The 22,619-nt window shown below is 71.5% G+C and carries 22 protein-coding genes and 1 pseudogene; 2 read left to right on the top strand and 21 right to left on the bottom strand.

What is annotated here, in order from left to right:
• Positions 1-3 precede the first annotated feature (3 nt).
• The 6 genes and pseudogenes from ACFQ2D_RS01835 to ACFQ2D_RS01810 all read right to left on the bottom strand — a co-directional run.
• Positions 4-321 (bottom strand): annotated as a pseudogene (locus ACFQ2D_RS01835) (GNAT family N-acetyltransferase); the annotation flags it as partial.
• A 110-nt stretch (positions 322-431) separates the two neighbouring features.
• On the bottom strand, positions 432-1,418 hold the full coding sequence (locus ACFQ2D_RS01830; protein WP_280941895.1) for an aldo/keto reductase: 987 nt from the start codon (positions 1,416-1,418) through the stop codon (positions 432-434).
• A gap of 29 nt (positions 1,419-1,447) precedes the next feature.
• On the bottom strand, positions 1,448-3,013 hold the full coding sequence (gene guaA / locus ACFQ2D_RS01825; RefSeq protein WP_280942054.1) for a glutamine-hydrolyzing GMP synthase: 1,566 nt from the start codon (positions 3,011-3,013) through the stop codon (positions 1,448-1,450).
• An 11-nt stretch (positions 3,014-3,024) separates the two neighbouring features.
• Positions 3,025-3,333 carry a hypothetical protein gene (locus ACFQ2D_RS01820; protein ID WP_280941894.1) on the bottom strand — a complete coding sequence of 103 codons (309 nt, stop codon included), beginning with the start codon at positions 3,331-3,333 and terminating at the stop codon, positions 3,025-3,027.
• A 5-nt stretch (positions 3,334-3,338) separates the two neighbouring features.
• Positions 3,339-4,796 carry an IMP dehydrogenase gene (gene guaB, locus ACFQ2D_RS01815; RefSeq protein ID WP_280941893.1) on the bottom strand — a complete coding sequence of 486 codons (1,458 nt, stop codon included), beginning with the start codon at positions 4,794-4,796 and terminating at the stop codon, positions 3,339-3,341.
• 120 nt (positions 4,797-4,916) lie between these two features.
• Entirely contained in the window at positions 4,917-5,753 is an 837-nt protein-coding gene (locus ACFQ2D_RS01810) for a cytochrome c oxidase assembly protein (protein WP_280941892.1), read from the bottom strand.
• 117 nt (positions 5,754-5,870) lie between these two features.
• Between ACFQ2D_RS01810 and ACFQ2D_RS01805 the strand changes: the two genes are divergently transcribed.
• Positions 5,871-6,374 carry a CopD family protein gene (locus ACFQ2D_RS01805; RefSeq protein ID WP_280941891.1) on the top strand — a complete coding sequence of 168 codons (504 nt, stop codon included), beginning with the start codon at positions 5,871-5,873 and terminating at the stop codon, positions 6,372-6,374.
• On the opposite strand, the gene ACFQ2D_RS01800 is transcribed toward ACFQ2D_RS01805, so the two are convergent.
• The 5 genes from ACFQ2D_RS01800 to folD form a co-directional block, all read right to left on the bottom strand.
• Positions 6,317-6,844: a DUF2231 domain-containing protein gene (locus tag ACFQ2D_RS01800; protein WP_280941890.1), complete on the bottom strand. Its 528-nt coding sequence runs from the start codon at positions 6,842-6,844 to the stop codon at positions 6,317-6,319. The genes ACFQ2D_RS01805 and ACFQ2D_RS01800 overlap by 58 nt on opposite strands.
• Positions 6,845-6,851: 7 nt before the next feature.
• Positions 6,852-7,187: a hypothetical protein gene (locus ACFQ2D_RS01795; protein WP_280941889.1), complete on the bottom strand. Its 336-nt coding sequence runs from the start codon at positions 7,185-7,187 to the stop codon at positions 6,852-6,854.
• Positions 7,184-9,712, bottom strand: coding sequence for a cytochrome c oxidase subunit I (gene ctaD, locus ACFQ2D_RS01790; RefSeq protein ID WP_280941888.1), 2,529 nt, complete (start codon positions 9,710-9,712; stop codon positions 7,184-7,186). The genes ACFQ2D_RS01795 and ctaD overlap by 4 nt, the downstream gene beginning before the upstream one ends.
• Positions 9,709-10,371, bottom strand: a complete 663-nt coding sequence (locus ACFQ2D_RS01785; RefSeq protein ID WP_280941887.1) for a cytochrome c oxidase subunit II — start codon at positions 10,369-10,371, stop codon at positions 9,709-9,711. The genes ctaD and ACFQ2D_RS01785 overlap by 4 nt, the downstream gene beginning before the upstream one ends.
• A 345-nt stretch (positions 10,372-10,716) precedes the next feature.
• Positions 10,717-11,589, bottom strand: coding sequence for a bifunctional methylenetetrahydrofolate dehydrogenase/methenyltetrahydrofolate cyclohydrolase FolD (gene folD, locus ACFQ2D_RS01780; protein WP_280941886.1), 873 nt, complete (start codon positions 11,587-11,589; stop codon positions 10,717-10,719).
• A 66-nt stretch (positions 11,590-11,655) separates the two neighbouring features.
• On the opposite strand from folD, the gene ACFQ2D_RS01775 reads away from it, so the two are divergent.
• Entirely contained in the window at positions 11,656-11,964 is a 309-nt protein-coding gene (locus tag ACFQ2D_RS01775; protein ID WP_280941885.1) for a DUF1244 domain-containing protein, read from the top strand.
• 30 nt (positions 11,965-11,994) lie between these two features.
• Here ACFQ2D_RS01775 and ACFQ2D_RS01770 read toward each other — a convergent pair whose 3' ends face one another.
• From ACFQ2D_RS01770 to rlmN, 10 genes are all read right to left on the bottom strand, one after another.
• The gene (locus ACFQ2D_RS01770) at positions 11,995-12,984 is read right to left on the bottom strand and encodes a DUF2272 domain-containing protein (protein ID WP_280941884.1); all 990 of its coding nucleotides are present in this window, start codon (positions 12,982-12,984) and stop codon (positions 11,995-11,997) included.
• A 118-nt stretch (positions 12,985-13,102) separates the two neighbouring features.
• The gene (moeB, locus tag ACFQ2D_RS01765) at positions 13,103-14,230 is read right to left on the bottom strand and encodes a molybdopterin-synthase adenylyltransferase MoeB (protein WP_280941883.1); all 1,128 of its coding nucleotides are present in this window, start codon (positions 14,228-14,230) and stop codon (positions 13,103-13,105) included.
• A gap of 80 nt (positions 14,231-14,310) precedes the next feature.
• Positions 14,311-15,540, bottom strand: coding sequence for a molybdopterin molybdotransferase MoeA (locus ACFQ2D_RS01760; protein WP_280941882.1), 1,230 nt, complete (start codon positions 15,538-15,540; stop codon positions 14,311-14,313).
• A 2-nt stretch (positions 15,541-15,542) separates the two neighbouring features.
• Positions 15,543-16,136, bottom strand: a complete 594-nt coding sequence (gene mobA / locus ACFQ2D_RS01755; RefSeq protein WP_280941881.1) for a molybdenum cofactor guanylyltransferase — start codon at positions 16,134-16,136, stop codon at positions 15,543-15,545.
• A 10-nt stretch (positions 16,137-16,146) separates the two neighbouring features.
• The gene (gene der / locus ACFQ2D_RS01750; protein ID WP_280941880.1) at positions 16,147-17,541 is read right to left on the bottom strand and encodes a ribosome biogenesis GTPase Der; all 1,395 of its coding nucleotides are present in this window, start codon (positions 17,539-17,541) and stop codon (positions 16,147-16,149) included.
• A 290-nt stretch (positions 17,542-17,831) separates the two neighbouring features.
• Positions 17,832-19,025: an outer membrane protein assembly factor BamB gene (bamB, locus tag ACFQ2D_RS01745; protein ID WP_280942053.1), complete on the bottom strand. Its 1,194-nt coding sequence runs from the start codon at positions 19,023-19,025 to the stop codon at positions 17,832-17,834.
• Between the two features lie 32 nt (positions 19,026-19,057).
• Positions 19,058-19,690 (bottom strand): YfgM family protein, encoded by a 633-nt coding sequence (locus ACFQ2D_RS01740; protein WP_280941879.1) that lies wholly within the window; start codon positions 19,688-19,690, stop codon positions 19,058-19,060.
• A 107-nt stretch (positions 19,691-19,797) separates the two neighbouring features.
• On the bottom strand, positions 19,798-20,634 hold the full coding sequence (locus tag ACFQ2D_RS01735) for a helix-turn-helix domain-containing protein (protein ID WP_280941878.1): 837 nt from the start codon (positions 20,632-20,634) through the stop codon (positions 19,798-19,800).
• A complete protein-coding gene (locus ACFQ2D_RS01730) occupies positions 20,631-21,446 on the bottom strand; it encodes a type IV pilus biogenesis/stability protein PilW (RefSeq protein WP_386795511.1) in 816 nt (271 codons plus the stop codon). The genes ACFQ2D_RS01735 and ACFQ2D_RS01730 overlap by 4 nt, the downstream gene beginning before the upstream one ends.
• Positions 21,433-22,584, bottom strand: a complete 1,152-nt coding sequence (gene rlmN, locus ACFQ2D_RS01725; RefSeq protein ID WP_280941876.1) for a 23S rRNA (adenine(2503)-C(2))-methyltransferase RlmN — start codon at positions 22,582-22,584, stop codon at positions 21,433-21,435. Before rlmN ends, ACFQ2D_RS01730 begins: the two co-directional genes overlap by 14 nt.
• Positions 22,585-22,619: the final 35 nt, after the last annotated feature.

Below are 22,619 nucleotides of genomic sequence, written 5' to 3'. Positions count from 1 at the left end.
GAGCCGGCGATAGAACGCCGCCGGGCCCTCGACCAGGGAGGCATCGAGCGTGAGCAGGCGGCGGCCGCGCTCGCGCGCGGCCTGCTCCAGCGCGGCAACGAGGGCGACCCCGACGCCGGTGCCGCGCGCGGCCGCGGTGGTCATCACCTTGGTCAACTCGCCGCGGTGCGGCTGGCTGGGCGCCGCCACCAGCAGCAGCGAACCGGTGCCCAGCATTCGGCCGTCGCGCCAGGCGCACAGCACCACGCGCTCGCCGCGCGCGGCCGAGTGCAGCGCGCCGTCCCAGAATGCGCGCGCATCGTCCAGGTCCAGCGGGTGCATGAAGCCGACCGAGCCGTTCGCGGCCACGGTCTCCACCAGCAGCGCGGCCAGCGCCTCGCGATCCTCCGCGCGCGCCGGGACGATGCGCAGCGGCTGTGCCTCGCCTTCCATCACCAGCGCTGGTGGACGTGCGGCCGGATGTCCTGGTCGTAGATGCGCGCCACCTCGTCCATGGTGGCGACCGGCAGCGCCGGCAGGTCGGCGGCGGCGAGATTGGCCAGCGCCTGTTGCGGATTGCGCGCGCCTGGAATCACCACCGACACCGCCTCGTCCATCAGGATCCAGCGCAGCGCCAGCTGGGCCAGGGTCGCGCCTTCGGGCACGAGCGGGCGCAGCTTCTCGACCGCGGCCAGGCCGACCTCGTAGGGCACGCCGGAGAAGGTCTCGCCCACGTCGAAGGCCTCGCCGCGGCGGTTGAACTGGCGGTGGTCGTCGGCTCCGAAACGCGTATCGGCGCGGAACTTGCCGCTCAGCAGGCCGCTGGCCAGCGGCACGCGTACGATCACCGCCACGCCGCGGCGCTGGGCTTCGCGGAAGAACAGCTGCGCCGGGCGCAGGCGGAACATGTTGTAGATGATCTGGACACTCGCGACGTCCGGGTACTCGATCGCCTTGAGCGCTTCTTCCACGCGCTCGACGCTCACGCCGTAGCGCGCGATCTTGCCGCGCTCGACCAGCCGGTCCATGCGCTCGAAGATCTCGGGGCGGTAGTAGGCATCGGTCGGCGGGCAATGCAGCTGCACGAGGTCGAGCGTCTCGACCTCGAGGTTGCGCAGGCTGCGGTCGATCCAGGACTCCAGGTTCTCCGCGCTGTAGCCCTCGACCGCCTGCGCCGGCAGCCGCCGCCCGGCCTTGGTCGCCACGAACGGGCGCTCGCCGCCACGCTCTTTCAGCACGCGCGCGATCAGGCGTTCCGAATGGCCGTCGCCGTAGACGTCGGCGGTGTCGATGAAGTCGAGCCCGGCGTCGAGCGCCGCGTGCAGCGCCGCGATGGACTCGGCGTCGTCGACCTTGCCCCAGGCCGCGCCGATGGCCCAGGCGCCGAAGCCGATCTCGCCAACGTTGCGGCCGGTGCGGCCGAAGGGTCTGGATTGCATGTAACGCTCCCTGTGCCGGCCAGCCCGCCCTACTCCCACTCGATGGTCGCGGGCGGCTTGCCGGAAATGTCGTAGACCACGCGCGAGACGCCGCGCAGCTCGTTGATGATGCGGTTGCTCACCGTTCCGAGGAACTCGTACGGCAGGTGCGCCCAGTGCGCGGTCATGAAGTCGATGGTCTCGACCGCGCGCAGCGCGATCACCCACTCGTAGGCGCGCGCGTCGCCGACCACGCCCACCGACTTCACAGGCAGGAACACGGCGAAGGCCTGCGAGGTCCGGTCGTACAGATCCGCCTTGCGCAGTTCCTCGATGAAGATCGCATCGGCGCGCGCCAGCAGTTCGGCGTACTCGCGCTTGACCTCGCCGAGGATGCGCACGCCCAGGCCCGGGCCCGGGAACGGATGGCGGTAGACCATGGTGCGCGGCAGGCCGAGCTCGACGCCCAGGCGGCGGACCTCGTCCTTGAACAGTTCGCGCAGCGGTTCGACCAGACCCAGCTTCATGTGTTCGGGCAGGCCGCCGACGTTGTGGTGACTCTTGATCACGTGCGCCTTGCCGGTCTTGCTGCCGGCCGACTCGATGACGTCGGGATAGATCGTCCCCTGCGCCAGCCAGCGCGCGTTCTTCAGCTTGCCCGACTCTTCCTCGAAGATCTCGACGAACAGGTTGCCGATGATCTTGCGCTTGGCCTCCGGGTCGGCCACGCCTTCCAGCGCCTTGAAGTAGCGGTCGGCGGCATCGACGCGGATCACCTTGACGCCCATGTGCTCGGCGAACATCGCCATCACCTGGTCGCCTTCCTGCCAGCGCAGCAGGCCGGTGTCGACGAACACGCAGGTCAGCTGCTCGCCGATGGCCTTGTGCAGCAGCGCGGCGACCACGGAGGAATCCACGCCGCCGGACAGCCCCAGGATCACCTCGTCCGAACCCACCTGCTCGCGCACGCGGGCGATCTGGTCCTCGATGATGTTGGCCGCGGTCCACAGCGTGGCGCAGCCGCAGACATCGACCACGAAGCGACGCAGCAGGGTCTGGCCCTGCAGGGTGTGGGTGACCTCGGGATGGAACTGCACGCCGTACCAGCGCCTGTCCTCGTTGGCCATGGCGGCGACCGGGATGCGGTCGGTCGTGGCGGTGATGCGGAAGCCCGGCGGCACTTCGGAGACATGGTCGCCGTGGCTCATCCAGACGTTCAGGCGGCTCTTGCCGGGATGGTCGGTCAGGCCGGAGAACAGCGCATCGGGGTGGACCACGTCCACTTCGGCATGGCCGAATTCGCGCTGGTCGGCGGCCTCGGTGGCACCGCCCAGCTGCGCGGCCAGGGTCTGCATGCCGTAGCAGATGCCGAGGATCGGCAGGCCGCTGTCGAACACCTCCTGCGGCGCCGCGGGCGCGCCCGGCAGCGTGGTCGATTCCGGACCGCCCGACAGGATGATGCCCCTGGCGCCGAACGCGGCGATCTCGGCCGGATCGTGGTCCCAGGCCCAGATCTCGCAGTACACGCCGATCTCGCGGATGCGGCGGGCGATCAGCTGCGTGTACTGCGCGCCAAAGTCCAGGATCAGGATCTTGTCGCCGTGGATGTCGGTCAGCGGCTGGGAGGTCATGCCTTGTTCTTCCGGATGTAGCGGGTGATGAGATGGAGCACCAGGGCGGCGCACATGCCGACGGGCGCCACGACGACGGCGACCTCCGCCGCCACGGACGCCGGTTCGGCGAGCGTCATGCCGACGGAAGGCGGCCCCCGCCGCACCATGTCGGCCTGCATGGCGTACAGCACTGCCGCGTAAACTGCGGCTGCAACGGCGCCGGACAACGCGACGCGCTGCCAGACACGGCGGAAAAACAGGCCGATGGCAGCACCGCCGAGGACAGGAGCCGCCACCAGCATCATCCAGGCGAACTCCTCCACGGGCCTCAGCCGATCTGGTAGTTCGGCGGCTGCTTGGTGATCGTGACGTCGTGCACGTGGCTCTCGCGCTGGCCGGCGCCGGTGATGCGCACGAACTTCGGCTGCGTGCGCATCTGCTCGATCGTGGCGCAGCCCACGTAGCCCATGGTGGCGCGCAGGCCGCCGGCGAGCTGGTGGATGATGCTGCTCAGCGGGCCGCGGTAAGGCACGCGGCCCTCGATGCCCTCGGGCACCAGCTTGTCGGCATCGCTGGCGTCCTGGAAGTAGCGGTCCTTGGACCCCTTCTCCATCGCACCCAGCGAGCCCATGCCGCGGTAGCTCTTGTAGCTGCGCCCCTGGAACAGCTCGACCTCGCCCGGCGATTCCTCGGTGCCGGCGAACAGGCCGCCGATCATCACCGTCGAGGCGCCGGCAACCAGCGCCTTGCCGATGTCGCCGGAGTAGCGGATGCCGCCGTCGGCGATCAGCGGGATGCGGTCCTGCAGCGCCTCGGCCACCAGGTCGATGGCGGTGATCTGCGGCACGCCCACGCCCGCGACCACGCGGGTGGTGCAGATCGAACCCGGGCCCACGCCGACCTTGACCGCGTCGGCGCCGGCATCCATCAGCGCCAGCGCGGCGTCGCCGGTGACGATGTTGCCGCCGATCACCTGCAGCTTCGGGAAGTTCTTCTTGACCCAGGCCACGCGGTCGATGACGCCCTGCGAGTGGCCATGCGCGGTATCGACGATCACCACGTCCACGCCGGCGGCGGCCAGCGCGGCGACGCGTTCCTCGGTGTCGCCACCCACGCCCACCGCGGCGCCGACCAGCAGCTGTTCGTCGGGATCGTAGGCGGCGTTGGGATTGTCGCTCTTCTTCTGGATGTCCTTGACGGTGATCAGGCCGCGCAGCTCGAAGGCATCGTTGACCACAAGCACCTTCTCGATGCGGTGCTTGTGCAGCAGGCCGATCACTTCCTCGTCGGCGGCACCTTCCCTGACCGTGACCAGGCGATCCTTCTTGGTCATGATGTTCCTGACCGGATCGTCGAGCTTCTTCTCGAAGCGCATGTCGCGGCCGGTCACGATGCCGACCAGCTGGCCGCCGTCGACCACCGGCACGCCGGAGATGTTGCGCGCGCGGGTGAGCTTGAGCACCTCGCCGATGGTGGTCATCGGGCCGACGGTGAACGGCTCGCGGATCACGCCGGCCTCGAAGTTCTTGACCTTCGCGACCTCGGCGGCCTGCAGTTCGGCCGACAGGTTCTTGTGGATGATGCCGATGCCGCCGAGCTGGGCCATGGCGATGGCCAGGCGGGCTTCGGTCACCGTGTCCATCGCGGCCGAGACGATCGGTAGCTTCAGGCGCAGGGATTTCGTGAGCTGGGTGGCGAGCGAGACGTCCTTGGGCAGGACGGTGGAGTGCGCGGGGACGAGCGAAACGTCGTCGTACGTCAGTGCTTCAGCCTGGATGCGGAGCATCGGCAGTCCCGGGAGAGGTGGGGAAGCGCGTCATTATACCGCGCTGCGGCATCGCCGCGCAGCGCTCCGCCGATCACCGCCCCTCGACCGCGCCCTGCCCAGAATGGCCCCCGCCGGCGCTCACCGGACCGGGCGCAGGCGGTCGAGTTCCCGGGCCAGCAGCCAGATCGCACCGGCCAAGTACGGCAGGCAGGACGGCACCCACATCACCAGGCCCGCCAGCTGCTGGTCGGCCAGGACGCCGAGGCCCAGTTCCGGCGCCCGCGCCTCGTAGAACGGATACAGCGCGCGCCGCGAGAACGTCAGCAAGGCTCCGAGGAAGCCCATCTGCATCATGACCACCACGATGGCCACCGTTCCCGCCAGCGCGCCGCCCGCCGCGTCGTCGCGCAGGCGCTGCCACAGCAGGGTCCAGAGCCACAGGCCGGCGGCGAGGAAGCTGCCATGCATCAGCCAGTGCACCGCCTCGCTGGCCAGCGCCAGTTCCAGCGCGGCCGGCGCGTGCCAACCCCACATCACCGCCGCATTGGCCAGGGTCGCCGCCGCCAGCGACCGCAACGGCGCGACCGTGGCAGCCTGCGCGCAGCGGTGCAGGACGCGCGACCACGCCGGCGGCAGCGCCGCGGCCAGCGCAGCGCGCGGCCGTGCGGCCAGCAGCAGCGGCGGCGCCAGGGCCAGCAGCAGCATGTGCTGGGCCATGTGCGCGGCCAGCGACCACTCCCCCAGCGCATCGAAGGGCCAGACCGTGGCCAGCGTCAGCGCCAGCAGCCCGGCGCCACAGGCTCCGGCCTCGGCACGCGAGATCCCCCGCCCCGTGTGGCCGCCGCGCCACAGCCGCCACAGGCCGCGCAGGTACAGGCCGGCGAACAAGGCCAGCGGCACCAGCAGCAGCGGCGACAGCGTCCAGGCCGTGGCCAGGGTGGGCACCCCGTGTCCGGTATCGTGGGCGAACGCCACCCCCGGGAGCGCCAGCGTCGCCGCGGCGGCGCGTGTCCAGCCGCGTCCGGCAGCGACCCGGTCCGCTCCGCGATCCCGTCCCGCCCGCCTTCTCCCGCCCGCTCCTGGAGCCGATCCATGCTGTTCTGGCTGAAGGTCGCCCACATCGCCTCGATGTCGATCTGGTTCAGCGGCCTGTTCCTGCTGGTGCGCCTGTTCGCCGCCCGCCGACGCGGTGAGCGCGACGCGCGTCCCGACTTCTTCAATCCGGTCGCCAATCGCCTGTTCTTCCGGATCGCCACACCTGCCGGCGTGCTGACCATTGCCCTGGGCATGAGCCTGATCCCGTGGGTCGAACCGGGCGCCTGGCTGATCGGCAAGCTCGTGCTGGTGGCCCTGGTGGTGCTGGTGCACCTGTGGATGGGCGCGCACCTGCACGCGCTGGGCAAGGGCAAGGAGCGGCGCCCTGGGCTGCTGCCGCGCCTGCTGGGCTGGAGCCCGCTGCTGCTGTTGCTGGGCATCGCCGCGCTGACCGGGGCGAAGCCGCGCAGCGTGGGCGACCTGCCACCTCCGGGGGAGGCCACTCATTCGTCCAGCGCCCGGTCGGAGGCGTCGTCCTCGTCGCGCTCGCGGTGGCCGTAGACGCCGATGCCGTGGCCGAAGCTGAGCGTGCCTCCCAGCCATCCCACCACCAGCACCATTGCCGCCGTCGGCGCCGAGTGCGCCAGCGCCCACCAGCCGGCCGCGGCCGGGTCGGGCCAGCGCAGCCAGACGCCCGCGGCCGCGAGCGCCAGCAGCATCACGCCCGCGATGAAATGGCTCCATGCCGACACATGCCGCCGCGCCACCCGGATCAGGAACATGTCGGCGATGCCCAGCCCAGCCGCCATCAGGCCCGCGACCAGGCCGACCACGTTCAGCCACCACGCCGCCTCGGCCCAGAACATCCGGCCGCTCCACAGGTGGAGGACGTCGGCCGGCAGCAGCAGGGTCAGGCAGGCAATCGGATAGACCACCGCCACCGGATGCAGCGGATGGCGATGGAGCGCCACGCGGCTTTCCACCGTGGGGCTGCGCTGTTCGGGGACGGGTTGCTGGAGCGTCTCGCGCATGGCCGCTTCACTCGCAGGGCTGCAGCAGCAGCACGGGGATGGTGGTGAACGCCATCGCCAGCAGCGACAGCAGCGACAGCATCGCGACCAGTCGTGCCGCGAAGCGCCGGCCGTCGCCGGTGTCCGGCGCGGCGGCGCTCCGCCTGGCGCGCAGCCCGATCCAGGCCACCGCAGCGAAGGCCGGCAGCGTCGCCAGGGCGATCGCGATCCACGCCGCCGGCGCCGGCCAGCCGCGACCGCAAACCAGACCCTGCAGCGAATAGACCGCGAAAAAGTGCAGCCCCCAGACCAGGAAGGGGCTGGCGATCCAGCTCAGGCGGCGGGGACGTCGCGCGCCGTTCATTGCAGCACCGGGAACAGATGGACCACCGCCCAGCCGATCGCCGCCTGCACCAGCGCGTAGCGCAGGAAGGCGTGCGCGACGCGCCACTCGAGGGGCCGCGCCGCGTCCACCAGGCGGTGGCCGATACGCGCGCTCACATGCAGGCACAACACCGCGGCGAGCACGAGGTGCAGCGCGCAGAAACCCGCCAGGGTCCACACCACCGAGGCATAGGCATGGGCCTGCGGCTGACCCGGCGCATCGGCCAGCGGCGGCAGGTGGACCAGGACGGATCCCAGCGCCGCCGCGGCCGCCACGATGGCCGGGATCGCAACGCGACGACGGCGCCGGAATCCGGCGCGCAGTGCAGCCGATGCCACCGCGCCGGCCAACCAGGACACCGCCAGCAATCCCGGCGCGAACCAGTGCATGCCACGCAGCGCGGCCTCGCCCATGCCGCGCGGCGGCCAGCCGTCGCTGCCCAGCCACAGGTAGAAGTAGGCGAACACCAGCGAGGCGAACAGCGAGCCGACGATCAGCATCGTCACCACCACCGCCCACCAGCCCGGCGCATTGCGGCAGGCATATTGCGACGGCAGCATCCGCCCGTCGCCGGCGTCCACCTCCTCCGGCGCGCCGCGCCAGCCGGTGCTCCAGGCCCAGGTGCAGAACAGCGCCAGCAGCGGCGCGACGCAGGCGGCCGCCAGCCAGTACCAGCCGGCGATGAAGCAGGCCAGCAGCGCGGTGATCGCCAGCGCCGACAGCAGCGGCAGCCACGACGAACCGGACAGGAACACCACCTGTTCCGGTCGCGCCGACACGATGCCGGTGCCCAGCAACTCGCGCCGGCCGCGTGCGGGATCTCCGAGCAGGCCGTCCGTGCGCGCCACCCGCTCGCGCAGGCCGCGGTCGCGCCACAGCGGCCAGGCGTCGTCGACCCGGGGCGCGGAGGCGAAGTTGTAGTTGGGCACCGGCCACGGCAGCGCCCATTCCAGCGTGCCCGCCCGCCACGGGTTGGGGCGCGCGCGGCGGCCGTGGGCGAAGCAGAGGCCGGCGTCGACCAGGATCGCGACGATCCCCACCGCCAGCACGAATCCGGCGGCGGTCGAAAGCAGGTTGAGCCATTCCACCCCCAGTTCCGGCGCATAGGTATGGACCCGGCGTGGCATGCCGAGCAGGCCGGTCAGGTGCATCGGCACGAAGGTCAGGTGGAAGCCGACGATCACCAGCCAGAACGCCATGCGGCCGATGCTCTCGGACGGCATGCGACCGGTCGCCAGCGGCAGCCAGTAGTAAAGCCCGGCGAACAGCGGGAACATCAGCCCGCCGATCAGCACGTAGTGCAGGTGCGCGACCACGAAATGCGTGTCGTGGGCCTGCCAGTCGAACGGCACGAAGGCCAGCATCACCCCGGTCAGCCCGCCCAGCACGAACACCACCAGGAAGCCCAGGATGTGCAGCATCGGCAGCCGCAGCCAGGGCCGGCCGGCCCACAGCGTGGCGATCCAGGCGAACACCTGTACCGAGGTCGGGATCGCCACCGCCATGCTCGCGGCGCTGAAGAAGGCCAGCGCCAGCAGCGGGATGCCGACCGCGAACATGTGGTGCACCCACAGTCCGAAGCTGAGGAAGCCCGTGGACACCAGCGCCAGCACGATCCAGGCGTAGCCCACGATGGGGCGCCGGGCGAAGGTCGGCACGATCATCGACACCACGCCCGCCGCCGGCAGGAAGATGATGTACACCTCCGGATGGCCGAACAGCCAGAACAGGTGCTGCCACAGCAGCGGATCGCCACCCAGCGCCGGGTCGAAGAACACGAAGCCGAAGGCGCGCTGCAGTTCCAGCAGGATGCTGGCCAGGATCAGCGGGGGGAACCCGAGCGCGATCATGAAGGCCATCACCAGGATCGCCCAGGCGAACAGCGGCATGCGGCGGATGTCCATGCCCGGTGCGCGGGTGACCAGGATCGCCACGATCAGCTCGACCGCCGCCGTCACCGCCGCGATCTCGGAGAAGGTGACGCCGATCAGCCAGAAGTCCGGCCCCTTGCCCGGCGAGAAGGTGGCGTCGGTGAGCGGCACGTACATGAACCAGCCGCCGTCGGGCGCCGCGTCGAACAGCAGGCTCGAGTAAAGGAACAGGCCGCCGAACAGGTAGCACCACCAGCCGAAGGCGCTGAGCCGGGGGAACGGCAGGTCGCGCGCGCCCAGCATCTTCGGCAGCAGGTACATCGCGAAGCCTTCCATGATCGGCACCGCGAACAGGAACATCATCGTCGTGCCGTGCAGGGTCACGAACTGCGCGTAGCGTTCCGGGTCGAGCACCTCGGCATCGAACCAGGCCAGCTGCAGGCGGATGAACATCGACAGCAGGCCGCCCACCAGCATGAAGGCGAAGCCGGTGACGATGAAGCGCATCGCGATGGTGCCGTGGTTGACCGCGGTCAGCTGGCCGCGCCATCCGGCGTCGTTGGCCCAGATGCGCTCGAGCGCCGCGAGCCGGCGCGCGTGGGTGCCCGGGATCGGGGCCGCCGGCGCGCTCATCGCACCCTCCCGTCGACGGCGTTTCCGTCGAGCCAGCCCGCGAACGCGTCCGGTGCAAGCACCACCACGTCGAATGCCATCAGCGCGTGGTCGAGTCCGCAGAACTCGGCGCACTGGCCGCGGATCGGGCCGGCGCGTTCGGCACGCAGGCGCAGCACGTTGACGCGTCCGGGGATGGCGTCGATCTTGCCGCCCAGGCGCGGGATCCAGAAGCTGTGGATCACGTCCTCGCTGCCCACATGGAACTCCACCATCGTGTCCAGCGGCATCGCCAGCTCGTCGAACGAGCGCGCGACGACCTCTCCATCGGCGTCCAGGTAGGCGAATTCCCATTCCCACTGGCGCGCGGTGACCTGTACCACCTGCCCCACCTGGGCGCGTTCGCCGGTGATGCGGTCGCTGGCGAGGGTGCCGTAGACCAGCAGCGCCAGCAGCAGCGTGGCGGGCAGCGCGACGCCGCCGGCGAGGATCAGCTTGCCGCCCTTCGCGGGGGACAGGCGGTGCCGACCGCGCATGGCGACCCCGGCGAGCAACAGCACGACGCTCCAGGCGAGCAGCGCGCCGGCGGCCATGAGCCACCAGCTGGCCGCGATCGCTCCGGCCGCCGGCCCAGCCGGATCCAGTGCCGACTGCGGCCCGGCGCAGCCGGCCGCGAGCACCGCGATGCCTGCCGCGCAGGCCCTGTGGCCGCTTGCACGCCGATAACGCTCGATGGTCCCTACCCTCCGGGGAACCGCGCGCCACGCGCGGCCCATGCACAGGAAGGCCCAGTCTGCCCAGCGGCTCGTGAAGCCCCTGCGAGACGGAATCCATGCGCAGCGCATCCGCAAGCGTCCAGGACCGCCGGACCCGGGCACCAGAAAGCGGTCATTGCACCCGGAAGCGTCAAAGGCCCCCGGAGCGTGATAGGCAGCCGGGATACCGTCGCCACAAGACCGGCGCGCACGTCCCCTCCCCGCCTGCGGGGGAAGGCCGGGATGGGGGCCCTCAGGTCGCCACGAACCCTACCCCGCCCGCTGCGACTCCAGCGCTTCAGCCGCTTCCAGTGTGTTCTGCATCAGCGTGGCCACCGTCATCGGGCCGACGCCGCCCGGCACCGGGGTGATCCAGCTCGCACGCCGCGCGGCGGCATCGAACTCCACGTCACCGGTGAGGCGGCCGTCGTCGAGGCGGTTGATGCCCACGTCGATCACCACCGCGCCCGGCTTCACCCAGTCGCCCGGGATCAGGTCCGGCCGCCCGACCGCCACCACCAGGATGTCGGCTTCGCCCACGTGCCGCTGCAGCTCATCGCGCGGGGTGAACTTGTGGCAGCTGGTGACCGTGCAGCCTGCGATCAGCAGCTCCAGCGCCATCGGCCGGCCGACGTGGTTGCTCACGCCGACGATGGTGGCGCTACGGCCGCGCACCGGGCGGTCGGTATAGGCCAGCAGCGTGGTGATGCCGCGCGGCGTGCAAGGACGCAGTCCGAACTGGCGCAGCGCCAGGTGGCCGACGTTCTCGGGATGGAAGCCGTCGACGTCCTTGCGCGGGTCGATGCGGTGGATCATGTGGGTCGCGTCCGGAATGCCCGGCAGCGGCAGCTGCACCAGGATGCCGTGCACGGCCGGATCGGCATTGAGCCGGTCGATCAGGGCCAGCAGCTCGGCCTCGCCGGTGCCCGCCGGCAGGTCGTGGTCGAACGCCTGGATGCCGACCTTCTCCGCGGCGCGCCGCTTGTTGCGCACGTACGATTGCGATGCCGGGTCGCTGCCCACCAGCACCACGGCCAGCCCCGGCCGCGGCAGCCCCGCCGCCACGCGCGCGTCCACGCGCTGGCGCAGTTCGTCGAGCAGGGAGTCGGCGATGCGCTTGCCGTCGAGGATGCGTGCGCTCATGCGTCTTGGAGGGCGGAAACGGGAACGCGTATTGTCTCACGTCCTCCCTGACAGCCAAGAGCGCACATGTCCCCCAGCGACGACGACACCGTCCATATCGAGGCCGCGGTTTTCCGCCGCCTGCGCGAGCACCTGCTGCAGCGGCGTCCGGACGTCCAGAACATCGACCTGATGATCCTGGCCGGTTTCTGCCGGAACTGCCTGGCCGACTGGTACCGCGACGCAGCGCAGGAGCGCGGCATCGGCATGGACCGCGAACAGGCCCGCGAGGCCCTGTACGGCGAGCCGTTCGCGCAGTGGAAAGCGCGCCACCAGCGCGAGGCGACGCCGGAGCAGCTGGCGGCGTTCGAAGCGGCTCGCCAGCGACACGGCTGAGGGCCTGCGACCGCCGCATGCCTCGGTCGCTCACTCCTCGGCAGGTGGCGCCGGCGTAGCGATCGGTGCGGACGCCGGTGCCGATGCAGGGGCAGCGCCCGGTGTGGGCGCCACGCCCGGCGCAGGCACCATCCCCGACCCGCCCCGCAGTCCGGCCAGTTCCGCCGCCGGCCGCAGCTGCAGCAGCACCGACCAGTCCTGGCGGTTGAGGTCGCACACGTGGCGGCTTTCGGGCGTGCAGTCCGGGTCGCTCGCCAGGCGCATCGGCAGCGCGGCGAAGCGTCCGCCCGCGCTCAGCGGCAGCTCGCGCATGGCGACCGTGTCGAACACGTTGCCGCCGATCAGATGGGCGTACTGCACCCGGTCGCGGATGGAGGTGCCGACCACGATGTCGCAGTGCATGCCCAGGCCCGGGTCGTTGTTGCTGAGCACGTGGGCCAGCTCGCCGAAACCGTACACGCGGGTGCCGCCGCGCACGCTGCACAGCATGTCGCCCACCCCGACCTTGCCGGACTCGGGGTTGGACACGCGGTAGGGGCTGAGGAAGGGTTCGCGGTAGGCGCGTCGCACGTAGCCGAGGTGGCTGGCGGACGCGCCGAAGCCCGGCAGGCCCGCGCGCTGCATGACCCAGGACACGAACGCGGCCGACCACGGCGTGTCGACGACGAACGCGCGACACGAGGGCGCCGGCAGTTCGCCGTAGGCGCAATCGCCGGCGCCGGCCTGCCACAGCAGCCCGCTGCCGCGCCAGTACTCGATCACCCGCTCCCATGCCGGCTGGCCGTTGACCAGCCGCGCGCGCTGCGCCTCGCGCACGCTGACCACGCCCACCCGGCCATCGGCTTCGATGAAGGGCCGGTACCAGTTGCGGTGTTCTTCGCAGGCCACGGCCGCGATGCGGCCCGGTACGTCGTCCGCCGCCGGCGTGCCCAGGCGCATGCAGGGATCCGAGGCCAGCGCCGCGGACGACGACAGCCCGCACAGCAGCGAAAGAAACAACAGGAAGGCGAGACGCGGCAAGAGGTCACCTGCACCGGCTGGAAGGGGGCCGCCCGGCCGGTCGCATGCTCCCCGCCGGACCCTGCGGCGCCCTCGAAGCTAGCACAGCGTCGTGCAGGCGATGTCGCCGTGGCCAGGTTCAGCCGGCGCAGAACGCTGCGTAGTCGATATAGCCGGGAAAGGCCGCACCCGGCGCGCACAGTGGGCAGTCGGGATCAGGAGCGAGCCGGGTTTCGCGGAACCGCATCGACAGCGCGTCGAAATGCAGCAGCCGGCCGGTCAGCGGTTCGCCGACGTGCAGCAGCAGCTTCAGCGCCTCGGTCGCCTGCAGCATGCCCACCACGCCGGGCAGCACGCCCAGCACGCCGGCCTCGCTGCAGTTGGGCGCGGCTTCGGGCGGCGGCGGCTCGGGAAACAGGCAGCGGTAGCACGGCATGCGTCCGCGCTGTCGCCCGGCATCGAACACGCTCACCTGCCCCTCGAACCGGTGTACCGCGCCATACACCAGCGGCTTGCCCAGGTGCACGCAGGCGTCGTTGAGCAGGTAGCGGACCGGGAAGTTGTCGCCGCCGTCGACCACCACGTCGGCATCGGCGATCAGCCGCTCCACGTTGACCGACTCCAGCCGCTCGGCCACGGGCTCGACCGACACCCGCGGGTTGAGCGCGGACAGCCGCGTGTGCGCCGACTCGACCTTGGCCACGCCGATGTCGGCATCGGTGTGCAGGATCTGGCGCTGCAGGTTGCTGCGGTCGACCACGTCGTCATCGACCAGGCGCAGCTGGCCCACGCCGGCCGCGGCCAGGTAGAAGGCGATCGGCGAGCCCAGCCCACCCGCGCCCACCACCACCACGCTGGCGGCTTCGAGCCGGCGCTGCCCGCGCGCCCCGATCTCCGGCAGGCGCAGGTGGCGCGAATAGCGTTCGTGGAAATCCTCGTCGACCGTGCCGGTCGGACGCGTCAGCGGCAGCCCTTCGGCCTGCCACATCAGGGTGCCGCCGCGCACCGAGACCACGCGCCGGTAGCCCAGCCGCTGCAGCTGCTGGGCCGCGAGCAGCGAGCGTCCGCCGCTCTGGCAGATCAGCATGATGTCCGCATCGGGGCCCGGCAGGTGCTGGTGCGGCGCGGCCTCGAGGTCGGCCCGCGCCACGCCCAGCGCGCCCTGGGCCATGCCCAGCTCGCGTTCGTGCTCTTCGCGCACGTCCACCAGCACCGCGCCCTGGGCAAGGCGGTAGCTGGCGTCGCGCGGCGTGATTTCCCTGATCATGCGCCGATTATCGCCCCCGCCGGGCGACGCAGGTACCCGGGCCAGCACGAGGTGGCGGCACGCTGCGTCGCGTGGGCGGATCAGTAAGGCAGCACCTGGACCACGTCGCCCGCCTCGAGCCGCCGGGCGCCCTCGTCGAGCACGATCAGGGCATCGGCGTCGGCAGCGGCGCGCATGCGATGCGATCCGTCCGCCGGATCCGGCTCCACCAGCAGGCTGCCGTCTTCGCTGCTGGCCAGGCGGCCGCGCAGGAACTCGAGCCGGTCGTGGCGCTTGTCCCAGGGCGCGGCCAGCCGTGCCCGCCAGCGCTTGCGGGGCGCCCTGCCCTGCAGTCCGTCCAGCAACGGGCGCGCCAGCGCCAGGAAAGTCGCCAGCACCGAAACCGGATTGCCCGGGAGGCACAGGAACAGCGCGGGCCCGAGCGTGCCTCCGTCGGCCAGCAGCGCGGGCATGCCGGGCCGCATCAGCACCTTCCAGAAATACACGTGTCCGCGCCGCTGCAGCAGGGCCGGCAGGTGGTCCTTCTCGCCGGCGGAGACGCCGCCACAGGTCAGCACCAGGTCGAAGGCCTCGCCGGCGTGGCGCAACGCCGATTCGATCGCGGCCGGGTCGTCGGGCAGGGTCGGCCAGGCCACCGGGTCGAGTCCCTCGGCCCGCAGCAGGCCCATCAGCAGTTCGCGGTTGGAGTTGTAGACCTGGCCGTGCGCCAGCGGCATCCCGGGCTCGACCAGCTCGTCGCCGGTGGCGAAGACCGCCACCGTCGGGCGACGCACCGTGTCGACGCCGGCCACGCCCAGCGCCGAGAGCAGCGCCACGCGCGCCGGCGTGAGCACCTCGCCCGGCGAGGCCACCAGGTCGCCCACGCGCACGTCCTCGCCGCGGCGGCGCACGTGGCGCCCGGACGCGACTGGTTCGAGGATGCGTACCCGCGCGCCGTCGACCACCGTGTTTTCCTTCATCACCACGGTATCGGTGCCGGGCGGCAGCGGCGCTCCGGTGGTGATGCGCACGCACTCGCCCGGACCCGCCCCCGCCGCCGTTGCCGCACCCGCGAACTGCTCCCCGACCAGCAGCAGGCCGGCCCCCTCCGCGCCGGCCAGATCGGCGTGGCGCAGCGCGAAACCGTCCATCGCGGCGTTGTCGAAAGCGGGCATCGCGACCTCGGCGACCACTTCGCGCGCCAGCATCCGCCCGTGCGCGCGCGCGGTCGCGGTGTGCTCCTGCGGCAGCCGCCGGGCGCCCGCGACGCGCTCGATAATCGCCAGCGCCTGGGCGTAGGGGATGCGCAGCGGGAATGCGTCGTCGGCCATGGTCAGGTGGGGTCGATGCCGGCGGCCCGCAGGTCGTCCGGCGTATTGAGGTTGCCGAAGCGTACCCCCGCGAAACGCGCCACGCCCATGCCCATCCGGGCCTGCAGGGCCTGGACCGCCAGCGCGCGCTGCGCCAGCGCCTCGGCCACGGCCCCGCGCAGGGCGGGCACCGGCCACAGCGCAACCAGCGGTTGCGGACCGTCGTCGTCCTGCGCGCTCGCGCCGCGCGTGCCCGCGACCGCGACGAGGCTGGGCAGCAGGCAGTCGTTCGCGTCCACGAGGTCCACCGGCAGGGTCAGCAGCCAGGGCGTCGCGCAGGCCGCGGCCAAGGCGTCGAGGCCGGCCAGCGGCCCTGCATCGGCAACCCGGTCGGCGACGACCTGCAGTCCGGCGCCGGCATGGCGGTCCAGGCCGCGGTTGGCCGACACCAGGATCGCGCCCGTGCCCACGCCGAAGCGGCGCGCCAGGCGCAACACCTGCGGCACGCCGTCGCGTTCGAGCCAGGCTTTGTCGCGCCCGTCCAGGCGCGTGGCGCGCCCGCCGGCGAGGAGGCCGAGAGTGACGTCCTGCCCGGCGATGGCGGACCGCTCCTCCATCGCGCCGCGGCTACCTGCCGCGCTTGACGTGCCGGATCAGGCGCCGCTTCCTGGCCACCTGGCGCTCGGTGAGCACGTTCTTCTTGTCCTTGTAGGGGTTGTCCCCCTCCTTGAACACGAAACGCACCGGCGTTCCGACCAGCTTGAAGCGCTTGCGGAAGAAGTTCTCGAGATAGCGCGTGTAGGTCGGCGGCAGCGACTTCAGGCGCGAACCGTGGACCACGAAGGTCGGCGGGTTCTCGCCGCCGGGGTGGGCGAAGCGCAGCTTCGGCGCGTGTCCGCGCACCACCGGTGGCGGGCTGGCCTCGTAGGCGATCTCCAGCGCGCGGGTGACCTCGGCGGTGCTGAACTGCCGCGTGGCCGAACCGTGCGCGCGGTGGATGGCGCGGAACAGCTCGCGCAGGCCCGAACCATGCCTGGCGCTGATGCGCACCGCTTCGGCCCAGTTGACGAAGGCAAGCTTGCGCGAAAGCAGCGCTTCGGTCTGCTCGCGCTGGTAGGTGCTCAGCCCGTCCCACTTGTTGACCGCCACGACCAGGGCACGGCCGGCATCGAGCACGGCACCCAGCACCGAGGCGTCCTGCTCGGTCACGCCTTCGCTGGCGTCGATCATGATCACCGCGACCTGGCATTCCTCGATCGCCTGCAGCGTCTTGACGATCGAGAACTTCTCCACCGCCTCGTCGACCCGCGACTTGCGCCGCAGGCCGGCGGTATCGATCAGGCGGTAGCTGCGACCGTCGCGTTCGAGGTCGACCGCGATCGAGTCGCGCGTCGTGCCCGGCACGTCCGAGGCGATCATCCGTTCCTCGCCGAGGATGCGGTTGACCAGGGTCGACTTGCCCACGTTCGGCCGGCCGACGAAGGCCACCCGCACGCGGCCGGGATCCTCTTCCGGCTCCTCGGCATCGGCCGGGAGCCGCTCCAGCACCGCGTCGAGCAGGTCGTCGATGCCCTGCCGGTGGGCGGAGGACACCGCGAAACTGTCGGCGTAGCCGAAACGCGCGAACTCGGCCAGCGCCGCGCGCGCGTCGATGCCGTCGGTCTTGTTGACCACCAGCAACACCGGTCGCGCGGCCTTGCGCAGCCACTGCAGGATGTCGTCGTCCAGGGCCGAAGCGCCTTCGCGGCCATCGACCACGAACAGCACCAGGTCCGCTTCCTCGGCGGCGGCGCGCGCTTGGCGTGCGGTCGCGCCGGCCAGGCCTTCTTCCTGCCCGGCGATGCCGCCGGTGTCGATCACCACGAACGGTCGCCCCTGCTCCAGCCTGCACACGCCGTAGTGGCGGTCGCGGGTCACGCCGGGCTCGTCGTGCACCAGCGCGTCGCGGGTGCGCGTGAGCGCATTGAACAGCGTCGACTTGCCGACATTGGGGCGGCCCACGAGGGCGACGGAGGGAAGCATGCTGGACCGTTGTGGAAGGATTTCGGGGGTGAAACCGGACGCCGGGCGCGCCGGCCGCGGCATCGGCGGGCGGCGGATGCGCCGGCGATCGGGATGGCAAGCCTACCGTGCCCGCGCCCGCGGCGCAGGAAACCGCCCCGGGACGCAGGCCCTGGATCGACCGGATTCACCGGGTGGGCGCACATCCGGGCGGGCCGGCGCCCTGCCGCTCCAGCATCCCCAGTCCGCAATCGCGGACATCAGGCTGCCTGGATCGCGGGCCAGGCGCGGCCCGGGTCCGGCGGGCGACGTCAGTCGACGCGCCAGGCGGTCAGGTCGCCCTTGACGTTCTGCACCACGAGGATGCCGTCGGCCACGACCAGCGCGCCCTTGACCGGCGCACGCCCGGCGCGTTCGCGCGCCGCGAACTCGCCGCTGTCCAGGCGCAGCCAGTGCAGGTAGCCCTCGAAGTCGCCGACCACCGCATAGTCGCCATGCACCGCCACGTTGCCCAGGTTGCGGCGGGCCAGGCCCGGCTGCTCCCAGGCCGGGCTGCCCGAACTGCGGTCCAGGGCCCAGACCGAGCCGTTGCGGTCGCTCACGAGTACCTTGTCGATCGACAGTCCCGGGCGCGAGGAGCCGCCACGGTCGCTGGCCCAGATCGGCCGGCCGCTGGGCGCATCGATGGCCACGGTCGACAGGCGATAGCTGCTCGCATACAGCACGGTGCCGTCCAGCACCGGCGTGCCGTCGATGTCGGCCATGCGGTCGAGCTCGGTGCGCCCGTCGGGCTGGGCGACCGGGATATCCCACATCTGGCGGCCATCGGCCAGCGACAGCGCCGCCACCGTGCCGTCGTCGTTTCCGACGAAGACGAAGCCGGGACCCAGCACCGGGCCGTCGTTGCCGCGCACGGTCAGGCTCGGCAACTCCCGCGTCCAGAACCAGCGGCGTTCGCCGCTGCCCGCGTCGAACGCGGTCAGGCGGCCATCGTTGGACCGGACGAAGACCATGCCCTGCCCGATCACCGGCGCGGCGATCACCTCGTTGGGCACCTTGGCCTGCCAGCGTTCGGCGCCGGTGGCCGCATCCAGCGCGACCACCTCGCCATCGAGGCTGCCGACCACGACCAGGCCGTCGCCGGCGCCGGGGCCGCCGCTCAGGCGCAGGTCCGATTCGTAGCGCCACACCTGGGCGCCGCTCTGCAGGTCGAACGCGCGCACGCCGCCGCGCACGGCGGCGGCGTAGACGCGGCCATCGGCGACGACCGGGCCCTGGCGGGCCCCAACCTGGTCCTCGCCCTTGCCGGCGCTGGCGGACCACAGCCGCGACACGCTGGCCGAGGGCGCGAATTCCACCAGCTCGGCCGGCTCGGCCGCGCGCTTGGCCTTGGCCTTCTCGCTGTCGCCGCCGAACCAGCCCTTGACGGTGCTGCAGCCCGCAAGCAGGGCGACGCAGGCGACGAGGGCGACAACGCGGCCACCACGGGACCAGGCGCCCGCCATCTCGTGCGCGGGCGGATTGCGTTCGGGCTTCATCAGGATTCGGTCCCCGTCGTGGCCGGCGAGCCGCCGGTCTGGGTCAGCTTGAGTTCGAGCAGGCGGCGCTGCGGAGCGGCGGGATCGAGCTTGCGCAGGGCCTGCGCGTAGTCCTCGCGGGCCTGCTCGAGTTCGCCCTTGGCATGGCGCGCGTCGCCGCGCGCTTCGAGCGCCGCCGGATCCTGCGCATCGGCCAGCAGCGCCAGCGCCTCGTCGCCCTTGCCGGCATCGACCAGCAGCCTGGCGAGGCGATGTTCGATCACCGCGGCCAGCGCCGGCTCTTCCGTCTTCGCGCCTCGCAGGGTGGCGATCGCCTCGTCGCGCTGCCCGGCCTCGGCCTGGGCCTTGGCCAGATCAAGCGCTGCCAGCGGCGCATACGCGGTGCCGGCCAGCGTCGCGGCATCAGCGACCGCGCCGGCCTGGTCGCCCGCTTCGAGCTTGGCCACCATGCCGTTGTAGGTTTCGCCCAGCGCCAGGCGCTTGTCCTGCTGCTGCTGCATCCACCAGCGACCGCCGCCGATCAGGGCAAGGCCGAGCGCGAGGCCCCCGATCAGGCCGAAGCTGTTCTGCTTGAGCCAGTTGCGGACTCGTTCGCCTTGTTCGTGCTCGTCGAGCAGTTCATCCAACGCCATCGTGTGCTGCCATGAAGGCCTGTCCGCGGCCGACGGCGCGACAGGCAAGCGATCGGGAACGCCCGGCGTCTGCGCCGGGCGCGCATTCCACCGGGGCCGTCGCGGCGCTAGTGGCCGGCGGGCTGGATGGAGCCGTCAGAGGATACCGTAAAGCGCGCAACGTTCGCGCGCTGGAACTCGGCCAGATCCTGAATGTCGCCGTTGCCGCGGACTTCCACCGCACCGGCATTGCCAAGCACGACCCGGCCGACTTCGCCCTTGCCGTAGTCGCGGCGTTCGCCTGCCTTGAGCAGGCCGCGCTCGAGCAACGCGCCCTTGGCGTCGAAGATTTCCACCCAGCTGTCCTGGGCGAAGCGCAACGACAGCGCCGGCAGCAGCGCCGCCTCGGGCGCACGCGACTGGCGAGGCGGCAGCGAGGCCATGGACGCGACCAGCGGCCGCGGCCCCTCCTCCGCTTCCTCCGCAGCCTGCGCGGCGACGGAACCGGTGGCCGCGCCGGCGGGCGCGTCCAGCGAAGCGTCGACGCGGATCTGCGAGTCGAGGTGGGAGCGGGTCGCCATCCAGGCCGGCACCGCGATCAGCGCGGTGATCACGATGTAGACCATGCGGCCCATCATCCGGTCCATCGTCCGGCGCAGCGGCGGGGTGAAGGTGCGCGGCTGCAACCTGGCCGGTTCGATCGGGACCGAGGGCGAAGCCGCGGGGAGGTCTTCGTCCACGCGCACGCCCAGCAGGCGCGCGTAGCTGCGCAACTGTCCACGGACGAAGACCGGCGCATCCAGCCGGTCCCAGTCGCCCGATTCGAGTGATTCCACCACCCGCACCGGCATTTTCAGCCGTTGCGCCACATCGGCCACGGTCAGGCCGGCCGCCTGGCGCGCCTGGCGCAGGCGTTCCCCTTGGCCGCGGTCGATCTGGCCAGGATTCTGGTCGGACGACGTCATGGTTGCGTGCTGTCCCCTGGGATCGTGTTCCGTGCCTGCGGAAACTCCGTCCTCAGGCGCTGAACATAGCGAGTGGCGGCGACGGTGTCGCCGAGTTGTTCTTCAATCCGTGATGCAAGTTCGAGTGTAGCGGGTGTCACGGGGGCCGCTGCAAGCCTGCGCTCGGAAAACGCGCGGGCCTCGAGGTACCGCCCTTGGGCGAAGGCATGGCTGGCCATCGCTTCGAGCGCCACCGCATTGACCGGATCCAGTTCGAGCGCGGCGCGCAGGTCGCGTTCGACGCGGTCGCGTTCCCCGGCCCGCGCGGCGCAGGCGCCGGCGTTGGCGAGCACGCCGGCGCGGTCCCCGTAGGCAGGGTCGCGCAGCGCGTCGTCGAACCAGCGCAGCGACTCCTGCGGGCGGCCATTGCCGCACAGCCACGCCCCGTAGTTGTTGTAGGTGGGGCCGGAAGGACCCAGCCGGGCAGCCTCCGCGTAATGGCGACCAGCCAACTCCGCCTTGCCCTGCTGCGTGGCAACCAGGGCCGCCATCGTGTGCGGCTCCGGAATCAATGCGTCGGCCTTGAGCCCCGCCCTGGCGGCCGCCTCGGCCGCGGCCAGCTCGCCGGCGCGCAGGTGCCGATCGGCGATCGAGACCTGGCGGCGGGCTTCCGCGCGGGCCTTGCTCTGCGGGGTTTCCTTGAAGCGGTACTCCGGAGCCATCCGCTCCGCTCCCCGGCGCTCGGCACTGGGCTTGACGAAGGTCAGCCGCGAGCAGCCGCCGGCCAGCAGCACCAGGACGACCGCGAGGGCCAGCCCCTCAACCCCGCGCACCGCCGCCCCCCGCAGCCTCGACCTGTTTGCGGAATTCCGCCTGGCGACGGGTGCGGTCCATCACCTGGCCCTTCAGCTGCCCGCAGGCGGCGTCGATGTCGTCGCCCCGGGTGCGGCGCACCGGCGCGATCCGCCCCGACTCGTTGAGCAGCTTCTGGAACCGGCGGATGGCCGCATCGTCGGGCCGCGCATAGCGCGTGCCCGGGAAGGGATTGAACGGGATCAGGTTGACCTTGGCCGCATCCTTCATCTGGAGGCGGTTGTCGAACTCGCGCATCAGCCGGATCAGCTGGCGCGCATGCTCGGGCTGGTCGTTGACGTCCTTCATCAGGGTGTATTCGAACGTCACCGACTCGCCGCGCTTGCGCTGCGCGTAGCGCACGCAGGCATCCATCAGCTCGGCGATCGGATACTTCCTGTTGAGCGGCACCAGGGTGGTGCGCAGCTCGTCGGTCGGCGCATGCAGCGAGACCGCGAGCGAAACGTCGCTGACCTCGGCCAGCTGGTCGATCTGCGGCACCAGACCCGAGGTCGACAGGGTCACGCGCTTGTTGGCCAGGCCGTAGCCCAGGTCGTCGCGCATCACGCTCATGGCGCGCACGACGTTGTCGAAATTCATCAACGGCTCGCCCATGCCCATCATCACCACGTTGGTGAGGCGGCGCTGCTTGTGCGGGACGTTGCCGAGGTGGCGCGCGGCCACCCACACCTGGCCGATGATCTCGGCGGTGCTGAGGTTGCGGTTGAAGCCCTGGGTCGCGGTCGAGCAGAAGGTGCAGTTGAGCCCGCAGCCCACCTGCGAGGACACGCATAGCGTGCCGCGTCCCTTGTCGGGGATGTAGACCGTCTCGATGGCGTTGTTGCCGTCCATGCCCAGCAGCCACTTGTGGGTGCCGTCGGCCGAGGGCTTGTCGAACTGGACCTGCGGCACGCGCACTTCCGCGTGCTCCTGCAGTTTGGCGCGCAGCGCCTTGCCCAGGTCGGTCATCTCCTCGAAGTCGGTGACGTGGCGATGGTGGACCCACTTCATCACCTGGTGCGCGCGAAAGCGCTTCTCGCCGAGCGTGTCGGCGAAAAAGTCCTCCAGACCCTTGCGGTCGAGGTCGAGGAGATTCTGCTTGGCGGACGATTCGGTCACTTGCACTTCAGAGGGTCGGGCTCGGAACGCTTGCC

It is taken from the genome of Luteimonas composti, assembly GCF_042678665.1.
Taxonomy (GTDB): Bacteria; Pseudomonadota; Gammaproteobacteria; order Xanthomonadales; family Xanthomonadaceae; genus Luteimonas; species Luteimonas composti.
Note: the sequence above shows the minus strand (reverse complement) of the source record. Positions and strands in the feature narration are given on the sequence as shown.

Coding starts and splice junctions, on each gene's coding strand:
- ACFQ2D_RS01830 (WP_280941895.1), bottom strand. CDS start 1,418: ATGCAATCCAGACCCTTCGGCCGCACCGGCCGCAACGTTGGCGAGATC.
- guaB (WP_280941893.1), bottom strand. CDS start 4,796: ATGCTCCGCATCCAGGCTGAAGCACTGACGTACGACGACGTTTCGCTC.
- ACFQ2D_RS01805 (WP_280941891.1), top strand. CDS start 5,871: ATGCTGTTCTGGCTGAAGGTCGCCCACATCGCCTCGATGTCGATCTGG.
- ACFQ2D_RS01800 (WP_280941890.1), bottom strand. CDS start 6,844: ATGCGCGAGACGCTCCAGCAACCCGTCCCCGAACAGCGCAGCCCCACG.
- ACFQ2D_RS01795 (WP_280941889.1), bottom strand. CDS start 7,187: ATGAACGGCGCGCGACGTCCCCGCCGCCTGAGCTGGATCGCCAGCCCC.
- ctaD (WP_280941888.1), bottom strand. CDS start 9,712: ATGAGCGCGCCGGCGGCCCCGATCCCGGGCACCCACGCGCGCCGGCTC.
- folD (WP_280941886.1), bottom strand. CDS start 11,589: ATGAGCGCACGCATCCTCGACGGCAAGCGCATCGCCGACTCCCTGCTC.
- ACFQ2D_RS01775 (WP_280941885.1), top strand. CDS start 11,656: ATGTCCCCCAGCGACGACGACACCGTCCATATCGAGGCCGCGGTTTTC.
- moeB (WP_280941883.1), bottom strand. CDS start 14,230: ATGATCAGGGAAATCACGCCGCGCGACGCCAGCTACCGCCTTGCCCAG.
- ACFQ2D_RS01760 (WP_280941882.1), bottom strand. CDS start 15,540: ATGGCCGACGACGCATTCCCGCTGCGCATCCCCTACGCCCAGGCGCTG.
- mobA (WP_280941881.1), bottom strand. CDS start 16,136: ATGGAGGAGCGGTCCGCCATCGCCGGGCAGGACGTCACTCTCGGCCTC.
- der (WP_280941880.1), bottom strand. CDS start 17,541: ATGCTTCCCTCCGTCGCCCTCGTGGGCCGCCCCAATGTCGGCAAGTCG.
- bamB (WP_280942053.1), bottom strand. CDS start 19,025: ATGGCGGGCGCCTGGTCCCGTGGTGGCCGCGTTGTCGCCCTCGTCGCC.
- ACFQ2D_RS01740 (WP_280941879.1), bottom strand. CDS start 19,690: ATGGCGTTGGATGAACTGCTCGACGAGCACGAACAAGGCGAACGAGTC.
- ACFQ2D_RS01735 (WP_280941878.1), bottom strand. CDS start 20,634: ATGACGTCGTCCGACCAGAATCCTGGCCAGATCGACCGCGGCCAAGGG.